The following is an 11,584-nucleotide window of genomic DNA, read 5'->3' on the forward strand; positions in this document are numbered from 1 at the left end:
GATCATAATCTCAAATATGCTGATGGAAACTTATCAATATTGCAGGCGTTATTCACAAGATACAAAAGGAATATGCATGATATTTTTATTTATTAATACTTTCTTAATTTAAAAAATATCCATTGATATTTCCCTATATCCCTTGATTAAAAGAGGAGGTGAAATGGTAGAGTTAGCTGCAAAGAACTCCACTCAAACAAATGTTTTCCCTCTCATGGAAGAGAGGAGAGTAGGCTTTAGTCTCGCATTTTGTGCAGGACTGATGAACGCATGGACTTTCTTCCATGCACAAACCTTCGCCACAGTTCAATCAGGTAATGTCATACAGGTTGGTTACCGCTTGGTAGAAGGGGACTGGATTGCATTCTGGTTTGCATTCAGTTCCGTTATTGCTTTTGGTTTGGGATCTGCTGTGTGCGGTGTCTTGATGACAACCCTAATCAAAGAAGGTCGTAATTTTTCAAATATTGTTCTATGGTCTGAATGTATTTTACTGTCCATAATCACATTATTAGCATTCACAAACACAATCCCCTTAGCTTTTCTGGCTGTAGCCATCAGTTTTGTCGCAGGAATGCAGGGGAATGCATTTCATAAAGATCATGGAATGCTTTATGGAAACGTGGCCGTTACCTTTGTAGTGCAAATGGCTTTTAACTTTATGGCTCAGAGCTTTTTTAAGAAAGATGGAATTAATGGAGAGTCCAACCTGATGTGGGCAGGGATATTCTTCTTCGTTCTGTTTGGTTTTGCCATCGGCGGAGCTCTTGGATTTTTCTGCGATAAATACATTGGAAATAATACATCTTTAATAATTACGATCATTTCGCTTCTGTTGATTACTCTTTTTTCAAGAAAAGATAAATCAAGCCCAGACCCAAGAACTGGTGCCACATTCGTTTAAGCGAACATTGCGTTAAAGTTTTCTCAATTCTTCTTCAAACCAAGGTGCTTACAAATGGAAAATTTGAACCAGCCAATTATGGGCTCTAAGGGTGCCGATATCGTGGGCCCCCGTAATCCGGAAATTGAACAGCAAAACCCGGATATTTTTCTGCCTCCGGCAACAGATAAGGGCGGCATTCCCAATCTGAAATTTCCTTTCGCGATGGCGCATAACCGTCTTGAAGACGGTGGATGGGCACGAGAAGTCACCTGTCGCGAGATGGGAGCACTCAAGGAACTTGCCATCGTTAATATGCGCCTTCCCCCCGGTGTCGTGCGTGAAATGCATTGGCACAAAGAGGCAGAATGGGCTTACGTTCTTAAAGGGAAAGTTCGCTTCTACCTCATGGATGATCAGCGCCAGACACTGATTGAAGATCTGGAGCCGGGTGATTTGTGGTTTGCTCCCGCAGGCTTTCCACATGCCATTCAAGGCTTGGAGGAAGGCACTGAGTTTGTTCTCGTCTTCAACGATGGTAATTTTTCGGAAAATCAAACACTCTTGGTCACCGAATTATTTGCTCATATTCCTCGCGAAGTTCTGGCGAAAAATTTTGGCGTTCCCGAAGCTGCATTTGCCAATATTCCGGCGCATGAAAAATATATTTTCCGTCAGCCAGTTCCCCCTCCGCTTGAGCAGGTGCGTCATGATCTGGGAGCTGTAAACTTTACCGACAAATATGTTTTCCGCGCCTCCGCAACGCCGCCTACGGCTTATCCGGGCGGAGCTACACAGGTTATTGACTCGCGCAATTTTAGCGTCACGACATTGGCTGCCTTAATTATCGATCTGGAACCCGGCGGAATGCGGGAAATCCACTGGCATCCGGATGCTGATGAATTGCAATATTATATTTCCGGGAAAGCCCGGATGACAGTATTTGATGCCGTCGACAATGCCAGAACATTTGATTTTGTTCCTGGAGATGTCGGGTATGTCCCAAGAACCTTGGCACATTACATCGAAAACATCGGCGATGAGCCTGTCCGGGTCATTAATGTTTTTCATACTGGCCAGTATAAAGATATCTCGTTCAACAACTGGCTGGCCCTCACGCCTGCCCATCTGGTCAAGGGGCACCTTCAAGTTGATGATCAATTTATCAGTCATCTCAGGACTACACGGCAGCCCGTTGTCAAAAAATAAATTATTGTTTTGCGGGGCTTTTTAAAGTCCTTCCTGTGAGTGCTTCGACGGAGCATGAGGCCTGCCACACGATGTGGATTATGACCTTTGCACCGTCGATACACTTCTCGTGATCCTCCACCAATCCACGCGAACGCATCATTTGGCCGTATATCATCCCGATTTCAGGTTTCCGCGACCATCTTCTGCGTCGGTCATTAAAGACAAAATTGGGAAATAACTTTCATCTCTTAAAAAATATAAGTTTTTTGATGTGAATCAATATTTAAACTTCCGCGACCGCGTAAGTATCTTCTGTGAATGTCTTAGCTGATATCTTTACGAAAGACGGACATTTACGCGCGTTGGAATTTACAGAAAGGATAAAGTGTGTCTCCTTTTGGTGGCCTGAAGATCGTAGGGCAACATCTGCCCAGACGGTGCAGACTGCTATTGAGTGCCGCCATTTTCATCGGAGGTTCCCCGACAGCATTCGCGCAAAGCGCTGACGATCAGGAACTAGCCGCCATCAAAGCCGAAATGCGTATGCTAGAAGGCCGGTTGCAGGCTATCGAGGAACGTCGACACACCAAAACCTCTTCACAAACAACGCATTCCCGCGCCACGAAAGCAGCTTTTGCGTCCCATAAGACAATAGTGGGGCTTGAAACAAATCATATAGGGATGTCGCCTTCATCGCACTCAACCGGAGCTATGCCCGTTTCAACGACAGGCTTTGCCCCAACCAGTGCAACCAATACCCCTGCTCTTTATAATCCTGTTCCCCCAGCCACTCACCAGACACCGCCGCCGTTGTTCCAGTGGTTGGGAACCCAGCATAATGAAGCCCATAGGACATCCATCGACCTAACCTCCTCCAGCCCTCTCGCGATTACGCAGACCGAAGTGGATCATCTTCCGCCTGTTTTCCAGATCGGTAATCTGACCGTGCGCCTCGGTGGGTTCATTGATTTCTCCAATATCTGGAGAAGCTCAAATCTGACCAGTGGGCCTGCGACGGCATGGAACGGTTTCCCCTATGCCAACAGCCCCAATCACGGATTGAGCGAAGAGCGTTTCTCGGCCCAGCTCACACGTTTCTCCACCCTTCTGGAAGCAAATCCGACCAAAGCCGTACGTCTTCAGGCCTATGTCGAAGCTGACTTTGGTGGGTCTGGTGGCACGACCAACAGCGTGCAGATCAATGGTTACACACCTCGTCTGCGTCAGGGTTACTTCACCTTCACTGAGAAGGACTGGGGGCTGCATGTCCTCATGGGACAGGCATGGAGTCTGACGACCAATTACGCCAAGGGTGTCATTCCCCGCCAGGAACAGCTCCCTGCCGTGACGGATAATAACCAGATCCCTGGGATTACTTTCACTCGTGTCCCGCAGGTCCGGATCGCCAAAGACTGGGCTCAGAAATACTGGCTGGCACTGTCCGTTGAGGACCCTCAAGCAACGGTAGCTTTTTCAGACTCCCTTAGTTCAGGTGGCACGCTTCCCGCAAGCTATGGTCGTCTGGCCGGACCGCGTGTCTTTTACTCCAATGCAGGTGGCGTACTGCTGAATCCCAATACGCAGTACAGCTACAATCCTGCGCCTGACATCGTTCTCAAAGCAGCTGTTGATACGTCTTTCGGACATTACGAAGTTTTCGGCCTGGGCCGATGGTTCCGTGGACTAATCCAGCCCGCGGGCGAGAATCATACCCATAAAAGCACCCAGTTCGGCGGTGGTGTGGGAGCTGGCATGACTGTACCGCTCGGAACGGATAAACTACAGCTGACCGGCAACGTCTTGGCCGGTCAGGGCGTGGGACGTTACGGACCAACCCTTCTCCCCGACACGACATTCGATAAAAACGGAAATCCCAGTCCTGTTCCGGAAATCATGGGTTCGCTTGGCCTTGTAGGCCATCCGGCGCGTTCTGTTCTGCTCTACACCTATGGAGGTGTAGAAACCGCCGGACGCCGTACTTATCTGGGCGCAGACGGGCTTCAGCACGGCTATGGCGCAACGGATTTGAACCTGTCCGGGTGTGAATACGAATTCGGAACATGCTCCGCTCAGACAAAAACGCTTGCCGCTTTCACGACAGGCGGTTGGTGGCATTTTCTGGACGGCCATTATGGCAGCGTCATGGGAGGGCTCCAGTATACCTATATCCGGAAGTTCGCGTTCAAAGGCAATGATGGCGCAGGTCATGCTGTCGATCCCACGACCTATGGTCATACGGTGTATGTGACATTCCGCTACTACCCGTTCCAGCAATAATATCTGGCGAATATTCCTATCACGATCATGCTGTCCGGTCTGACTGACCATCCATGACATACTGGAGAATTTCATGTCTGGCACATCACCTCAGGCGGCCTCCAAGCCCCTCAACCCGTCACCGGCGCAACCACAGAAACTTCAGCCACTCTATGTGCTCTCATGGTTTCTATGCGCGCTGTTCTATTTCTATCAGTATGCCATCCGCTCCGCTCCCGGGATCATGCAGGATGAACTGACACAGGCTTGGGGCAACAGCCATCTCGGCCTCATGATCGCATCCTATTACATCGTCTATGCGCTGATGGCACTCGCCGTGGGCGTGCTTCTGGACCGGTACGGCGCACATGCGATCATGCCAATGTTCATTGCCGTAACCGGCGTCGGGTGCCTGATTTTCGGTCAGGGCAGTCTGGTCGCCGGGATTGGCGGTTACATCATTCAGGGCATTGGCGCGATCTGTGCTTTCGTGGGGGCTTCTTACGTTGCCGCGCGGTATCTTCCAGCGCGGACACTGGCATTGTTCGTCGGACTGACGCAGTGCATGGGCATGGCCGGCGCCGCTTTCGGTTCCAAGCCAACCCGTATCCTGATTGATCCGCACGGTTCTTTCCATATCCCCTGGCAGTCCGTCTGGCTGGGTTTCGGCGTTATCGGTCTACTGCTGGCTGTCGCCGTCTTTTTTGTCATGCCGCGTGATACCGGAGACAGCGACCACCATCACGGCGACATGTCCGTTGCGAACTTGCTGCATCCGTTCAAAATTATCTTCTCCAACCCGCAGAGCTGGATTGCAGGACTTGCTGGCGGTCTGCTGTTCGTACCCACGACGATCGGCGCACTGGGCTGGGGCGCTCTGATGCTCAGTAAGGGCGAACACACAACGATGGGTTTCGCAGCCACGGACGTCTCAATGGTTCCCATCGGATGGGTTATCGGCTGCCCGCTGCTGGGATGGATTTCGGACAAGATCGGTCGTCGCAAGCCCGTTCTGATCGGGGGCGCGATGGTCCTGCTGGCAGCGTCGCTTTGTGCGCTTTACGTCCCGGTCGGGATTCTGCCGCACTATTCTGTGGCGCTGATCATGGGGATCGCATCGGGCGCCGCCATGATCCCGTTCTCTTCGATGAAGGAAGTCAATCCGCCAGAGGTCAAGGGAACGGCCGCAGGCGTCATGAACTTCCTTGTTTTCGGGACGACCGGGATCATGTCCCCGCTCGTATCCGCCCTGATGGGCAAGACTGCACCGGAGACGATGGAGCAGTTCCATACGGCTTTCCTGCCGCTGGTCATCGGGATCGGAATTGCCATTGTTCTGGGGTTCTGTCTCAAGGAAACTGGCTGGAAAGTCCGCAAGGCTTCCTGAGAATTCCGAACAGACGAAACAAAAAACGGCCCATGGAAATGGACCGTTTTTTTTTGCGCGTTACTTCGCTGCCGTCTTTTCAAACGCTCCGGCAATGGTCAAGGTCACGTCATCACCAACATAGGGGACATATTTCTTCACCCCGAAATCGCTCCGATGAATCGTTGCCTGAGCCTGAAAACCAACCGTATAGGCCTTGTCCATCGGATTGACGCCTGCTCCCACGAAATGGACGTGCAGAACTTCCGGGTGCGTCACGCCATGCAGCGTCAGATTCCCGGTAACCAGCGCTTCATCCGCAGCTGTTTGGCGAACCTGCGTCGAGACGAACGTTGCCTCCGGATATTTTGCAACATCGAACCATTCGCTGTTTTTGAGTTCGTCCGTCAGAACCGTGCTGGTGGTCGAGACGCTTGAAACCGGAATGGTCACGCTCAGATGCGAGGCATCGGGATGGGTCGAATCAAGCTGGAGCGTTCCCGTAACGCCGGAGAACTGGCCGGAATAATAGGTGAAACCAAAATGCAGGACGGAAAACCCGATCTGCGTATGGCTGGTCTCGACCGAATAGACGCCCGACGGCACGCTTGCTGGTGTGGCGGCGAAAGCGCTGGAAGACAGAAGTGCCGCGGCGAATACTGCGCCGACGCTTTTGAGAAAATATGTGTTCATGAGTTTACAGTCTTTCATATGTGTGAAGGTGAAAGGCGTCAGCCGAAACGGAAACCGGACAGGGCTTTTCCCATGATGACGTCGCTATAATCACGATGCCCTGCATCAGTTCCCGCGGCCCCGGCGGCAAACATCAGCGGCAGGAGGTGCTCCGGCTGAGGATGGCAGTCCCGTGCGAAGGGGGCACGCTCCCAGTCCATAAGACGACTTCTGCGAAGGTCGGAAGACGCTTCAACCGCGCTCTGAAGCCAAGCATCAAACGCGACGGACCGGGCATCTGACACAGCATCCGGCCGCATCAGATAACGCATGTTGTGATACGTCATGCCCGTGCCCACCAGCAGGATGTTTTCGCCCCGCAAAGGCTCCAGACTCTGCCCAAGCTGCAAGACATCTGCCGCGTTCATCGTTCTGGGAAGAGAAATTTCTACAACCGGGATACTGGCATCCGGAAAGGCCAGCATGAACGGAATGAACACCCCATGATCCAATCCGCGCTCTGGATCGGCGGCGCAGGAAACACCCGCAGCGCTCAGAAGACCGAGCACCTTCGCTGCGACATCAGGCGCACCCGGCACGGGATACTTAAGCTGATAGGTGTGAGGAGGAAAACCGTAATAGTCGTAGATGAGTGACGAATGAGGTGCCGAGGCGACACGCATTTCATCCGTTTCCCAGTGCCCGGACATGACGACAATCGCATCTGGCCGACGGGGAAGCGTTCCACTGACAGAGCGAAGATAGGCTGCCATGCGGTCCCAGGTGTTTCCCCATTCCATGAAGAAGCATGGGCCGCCGCCATGCGGCAGAAAGAGAACGGGCTGTCGGTTCTCCTGATTTTCCTGCGGCATCTTCACGACCTTCCTCATCATTCGACAAAACGGATGTTGCCACCCTCTCCGGGAAAGAATAATTCCCTGTTTTGGAAAATGATCTGACACTAGGAGTGTGAGATAAATGCTCGATCGTTTCACCAGCATGCAGGTGTTTGCAAAGGTTGTGGCTCTGGGAAGCTTTTCTGGAGCTGCACGTGCGCTCGGTCTGTCCCAGACGATGGTCACGAAACACATCGCTGCTCTGGAAAGTCGGCTTGGCGTCTCGCTGTTTCATCGCAGCACCCGCAGACTTTCTCTGACAGAACCGGGACGTCTGCTGCTGATCCGCGCGCAGAAGATCCTCACGGATCTTGAAGAGATGGAGCAGGAAGTCTCGGCCGAAAATCAGGAGCCGCGGGGCATTCTACGTCTGAATGCCCCGGTCTCCTTCGCCATCCGGCATGTCGGCCCGATCATGCCGCAATTCAGCCAGCGTCACCCCCTCGTTACGGTTGAACTCGGACTTGATGACCGCAGGATTGATCCGATCACGGAAGGGTGGGACCTGACCCTCCGTATCGGGCGAATGCCGTTAAGCGCATTACGCTCGCGTCCGCTGGCTCAGATAGATTTCGTGGTCTGTGCCTCCCCATCTTATCTCGAACGGCATGGCACACCTCATACCGTCGCCGAACTTCAGGAGCATCAGTGTCTGGGCTACACACTCGGCCAGGAGATTGGCGCGACCCGCTGGAGCTTTGGCCCCGAAGGCGAACGGACTGTCATGGTCAGCGGGCCGATGAGCGCCAATAATGGCGATATCCTGCGAGAAGCCGCCGTTGCGGGACAGGGGATCATCTATCAGCCGCTCTTCATCGTTTCGGAAGAACTGAAATCCGGCAGGCTGGTGCCCCTGTCACTGGACGTGCCCACGATGACAGGGCCGGAACTACACGCAGTGTATGCCCCCACACCCCATGTCCCGCTCAAAATCCGGGCGATGATTGACTTTCTGGTGGAACAGTATGGGCCGGTTCCGCCCTGGACACTCTGACGGAACCGGCAAAGACGGGTTAGTGAACGGTCGAAGGCGCGGTTTTCTGACGGATCGCAGCGAATTCCGAACCGGCATTCCACTGCGGCCAGTCATGCGAAAACGCCACGTCATGTCCGACTTTCCAGACGGCCCAGACGTCCTGCGCAGCGCCCCTGACATCCCAGTCCGGGCTCCAGGCGTCGCAGGCCTGATGGTAGCAGGCCATATAAGCCGTCAGCCATTTGCCACCTGCTTCCGTCCCGCCTTTTAGAAGATCGAACTTTCCGGCCATGTCCATCACCGCGAGAACCGGCACCCCCGCGCGCGCGAACGGCAGATGATCGGCGCGATAGAACGCCCCACGCTCTGGCATCGCTTCCGGCTGTGTCGTGCGCCCCTGAAGAGCCGCAGCAGCCGCGAACTGATCCTGCAACGTGTTCTGCCCTGCCCCGATAATGAAGGCATTATGTGCAGGGCCGGCCATCTGCAGCACATCCATCGTCAGGTTGGCTGCCGTCTTGTCCAGAGGGGCCAGCGGATGCGCCACATACCAGCCTGATCCCAGAAGACCCCGCTCCTCGCCCGTCCAGGCTGCAAAACGGACCGTCCGATCGGGTTTCGGACCTGCCTTGAAAGCCCGGGCAATTTCAAAAAGCGCCGCAATGCCGGAGCCATCGTCAATCGCACCACGCCGAATGACCGTGTTGCCTTGGGCATCCGTGCTCTTGCCGTAAGCATCCCAGTGCGCGCCGAACATGACCGTCTCATCCGGATATTTCGCACCCGTGATCTTCGCGAGCACGTTCTGACTCTTGAGGCGGTCGACCGTAACCGGAAGATTGGCCGAGAATGTCGTGTGCTTCAGAGTGACCGGCCGGAAATCCTCCGAGCGTGCTTTGATGCGGAGCGCTGCAAGATCCAGCCCCGCCTGCCGGAAGAGTGCATCTGCGGCTTTCCCCTCAAGCCAGCCCTGAACGGGTACGGGGCGGCTTTCGCTCGCCGAATGCTCCACGTCATAGGCTTCACCGCCCGGCGCGACCACGGTGCTCCACGGATAGGAAGCCCCAGCCGTATCATGAACGATCAGGGCCGCAACGGCGCCACGACGGGCGGCTTCCTCGTATTTATAGGTCCAGCGCCCATAATACGTCATGGTTTTTCCGCCGAAACGTCCCGCAACGGGCTCGCCGGGAGCCGCATCGAAATCAGGGTCGTTCACGAGGAAAATCGCGACCTTGCCCTTAAGATCCACACCCTTGAAATCATCCCAGTGGCGCTCCGGTGCATGGACACCATAGCCGACGAAGACCACTGGAGCATTTTTAACCTTGAGCCGCTCTTCGGGCAGCAGCGTTGAGAGATAGATGTCCTTCAGCTGAACCAGCGGAAGCGTTTTGCCGCCAGTCCGGGCCACAACAGATCCCGTAGCACCGGTTCTGGTCCGAAGCATGGGAACATCCTGCGTCCATCCACCGTTTTCTCCCGCAGGCTCAAGCCCCAGAGCCTTGTATTGTTCGATCAGCCAGGGAACCGTAACCTTCTCCCCTTCCGTTCCCGGAGCACGGCCTTCAAACCGGTCCGAAGACAGAACCTTCATTGCTTCCGACATCCGCGACGGACTGATATCTGCTGAAGGATCAGCGTATCCCGCGACGGGGTTCAGCAGACCAGCCGTCAGCGCTGTGGCAAGAAAGAGAATGCGGCGGGAAAAGGTTTTCTGCTTCATGACAGGCATTACTTTCAGTGGGTATTTTGAGGCTCTAAGGCCGGATTTCCGGCCTTGGTGGTGTCGCGATCCAGCCGGTCACGACGGATATAGACGCTCTTTTCAACCGGGTCGCGCTGATAGTCGCGTGCGAGAATTTTCAGAACGCAGGGCATGTAATCCGCTGCGCTCCACCGTCCCCAGACGCGGTAATCATCGAAATATATAACGGGAGGAAGATTAGCAGGGAGATCCACACACAAATCACGCTCATATCCAAACCAGGGATGGCGGGCATAGTCTGCTTCCCACGGAAGATATTCATGATACTTCTTCATGGAAAGACGACCGGCGTAAATGTAAACGTCCGGATTATAAGGAATAACCAGAATACGTTCCTGCGGTTCAGAGTATTTCTGAATGACTTTAACAAATCCGACATCCGCATTCTCATGAATGGGGTGGAATCCAGCCTGTCTTTGCTGCGCACGACTCATATCATACGGCGAGGACGTCGCCTGTCGCAGACCGAGAACGGACAGGGTGCAGAACAACCCAGCAACCAGAATTGCCACGATCTCGCGCGGCTGCGTCATCCGCATCAGCATCAGCACACAAAGCGTAAGAGCCCCTATGGCGAATGTGCCATCCTGAAAGCCGAGCGCACCACGCACCTGCGTCATGAGTATGGCCCCCAGCAACAACAGAACGGCCAACCTCTGCCGGGAGGCTACAAGCAGAAGAACGCTACCGCCATAAAAGCAGATCGTAGCCAAAGACTGAACGAGGGCATCAGGCCGAAGCGAAGGTATGAGGCTTTGCGCCAACGCCCTCAGACCAACATCGATATAGGGCGCGTAATAGAACTGGTTTGCAACGAAATGATAGGCGATCATTCCTCCCAGATCGCCATAGAACACCATCCATACCAGACAGACTGCAAGCACTCCTCCAGCCCCGGCCAGAAGATTGGGAGTGGCACTTCCTGATCCGGGGCGACGACCGATCAACACAGACAGAGCCAGCAGAACAGCAGTTGGAGCAAAGGAATAGGCTGTCAGAGGCAGAAGCGCGAGACAGGCGCCTCCGCATCGCGCCTGCCACCGTCCGATATCTGCTCCCAGCAACAGCGGAAGGATCACCAGCGCTATCACGCCCCCAAGCAGATCTCCGCCAACAGTCCAGTAACTGTCCATGTTGAAGGCCTGAACTGACCACTGAGCGCCCATCGCGGCAAGCCACATGCCAATAGCAAGAAACCTCGTAGAATTTTTCTGAAGTGCCGGAGAGCAGAATACTGAAACGGAAGTTCCTATCGTGCATACGATAGGAACAAGACGCATCAGATAAGCATGATGGAAGTCGGAAAAGAGGCTGACACTCCAGGACAGAATGAAGATCAAAGGACCATGAGCGTCAATATAGTCCCGATACAGGACATCACCTTTCGCTATGGCCAGACCACCCAGAATATGCCCGGATTCATCTCCAAAAGAAGGGGTTCCAAAACCATAGAAAGCCTTCAGGCCAAAATACAGCACACCCAGCAGCGCGAGAAACGGGCCGCAAGACGACAGGGCGTTCATTCTGCGCATGTAAGATCGCCTGTTCCTACGTCATGGGTGGAAAATCGGGAAGA

9 protein-coding genes are annotated in these 11,584 nt (G+C 53.9%); 5 read left to right on the forward strand and 4 right to left on the reverse strand.

Going from position 1 to position 11,584, the window contains the following annotated elements:
* Positions 1-163 precede the first annotated feature (163 nt).
* The 4 genes from HKD28_RS13700 (at position 164) to HKD28_RS13715 (ending at position 5,717) form a co-directional block, all read left to right on the forward strand.
* Positions 164-904 carry a YoaK family protein gene (locus HKD28_RS13700; protein WP_194268792.1) on the forward strand — a complete coding sequence of 247 codons (741 nt, stop codon included), beginning with the start codon at positions 164-166 and terminating at the stop codon, positions 902-904.
* A 54-nt stretch (positions 905-958) separates the two neighbouring features.
* Complete coding sequence (locus HKD28_RS13705) at positions 959-2,092, forward strand: cupin domain-containing protein (RefSeq protein WP_194268793.1); 1,134 nt, start codon at positions 959-961, stop codon at positions 2,090-2,092.
* A 426-nt stretch (positions 2,093-2,518) separates the two neighbouring features.
* A complete protein-coding gene (locus tag HKD28_RS13710) occupies positions 2,519-4,351 on the forward strand; it encodes a hypothetical protein (protein WP_207729007.1) in 1,833 nt (610 codons plus the stop codon).
* Positions 4,352-4,424: 73 nt separating this feature from the next.
* Positions 4,425-5,717, forward strand: a complete 1,293-nt coding sequence (locus HKD28_RS13715; protein ID WP_194268795.1) for an MFS transporter — start codon at positions 4,425-4,427, stop codon at positions 5,715-5,717.
* Between the two features lie 60 nt (positions 5,718-5,777).
* Here HKD28_RS13715 and HKD28_RS13720 read toward each other — a convergent pair whose 3' ends face one another.
* Positions 5,778-6,389 (reverse strand): YceI family protein, encoded by a 612-nt coding sequence (locus HKD28_RS13720; RefSeq protein ID WP_194268796.1) that lies wholly within the window; start codon positions 6,387-6,389, stop codon positions 5,778-5,780.
* A 38-nt stretch (positions 6,390-6,427) separates the two neighbouring features.
* The gene (locus tag HKD28_RS13725) at positions 6,428-7,240 is read right to left on the reverse strand and encodes a DODA-type extradiol aromatic ring-opening family dioxygenase (protein WP_194268797.1); all 813 of its coding nucleotides are present in this window, start codon (positions 7,238-7,240) and stop codon (positions 6,428-6,430) included.
* A gap of 106 nt (positions 7,241-7,346) precedes the next feature.
* Between HKD28_RS13725 and HKD28_RS13730 the strand changes: the two genes are divergently transcribed.
* Positions 7,347-8,258, forward strand: coding sequence for a LysR family transcriptional regulator (locus HKD28_RS13730; protein ID WP_194268798.1), 912 nt, complete (start codon positions 7,347-7,349; stop codon positions 8,256-8,258).
* Between the two features lie 19 nt (positions 8,259-8,277).
* Here the strand turns inward: HKD28_RS13730 and HKD28_RS13735 are convergent, their stop codons facing one another.
* Positions 8,278-9,966, reverse strand: a complete 1,689-nt coding sequence (locus HKD28_RS13735) for a M28 family metallopeptidase (protein ID WP_194268799.1) — start codon at positions 9,964-9,966, stop codon at positions 8,278-8,280.
* Between the two features lie 14 nt (positions 9,967-9,980).
* Positions 9,981-11,540: a hypothetical protein gene (locus HKD28_RS15790; protein WP_235993487.1), complete on the reverse strand. Its 1,560-nt coding sequence runs from the start codon at positions 11,538-11,540 to the stop codon at positions 9,981-9,983.
* Positions 11,541-11,584 lie beyond the last annotated feature (44 nt).

This window comes from Gluconobacter cadivus (genome assembly GCF_015244745.1).
Taxonomy (GTDB): domain Bacteria; phylum Pseudomonadota; class Alphaproteobacteria; order Acetobacterales; family Acetobacteraceae; genus Gluconobacter; species Gluconobacter cadivus.

Coding starts and splice junctions, on each gene's coding strand:
- HKD28_RS13700 (WP_194268792.1), top strand. CDS start 164: ATGGTAGAGTTAGCTGCAAAGAACTCCACTCAAACAAATGTTTTCCCT.
- HKD28_RS13705 (WP_194268793.1), top strand. CDS start 959: ATGGAAAATTTGAACCAGCCAATTATGGGCTCTAAGGGTGCCGATATC.
- HKD28_RS13715 (WP_194268795.1), top strand. CDS start 4,425: ATGTCTGGCACATCACCTCAGGCGGCCTCCAAGCCCCTCAACCCGTCA.
- HKD28_RS13720 (WP_194268796.1), bottom strand. CDS start 6,389: ATGAACACATATTTTCTCAAAAGCGTCGGCGCAGTATTCGCCGCGGCA.
- HKD28_RS13725 (WP_194268797.1), bottom strand. CDS start 7,240: ATGCCGCAGGAAAATCAGGAGAACCGACAGCCCGTTCTCTTTCTGCCG.
- HKD28_RS13730 (WP_194268798.1), top strand. CDS start 7,347: ATGCTCGATCGTTTCACCAGCATGCAGGTGTTTGCAAAGGTTGTGGCT.
- HKD28_RS13735 (WP_194268799.1), bottom strand. CDS start 9,966: ATGAAGCAGAAAACCTTTTCCCGCCGCATTCTCTTTCTTGCCACAGCG.
- HKD28_RS15790 (WP_235993487.1), bottom strand. CDS start 11,540: ATGCGCAGAATGAACGCCCTGTCGTCTTGCGGCCCGTTTCTCGCGCTG.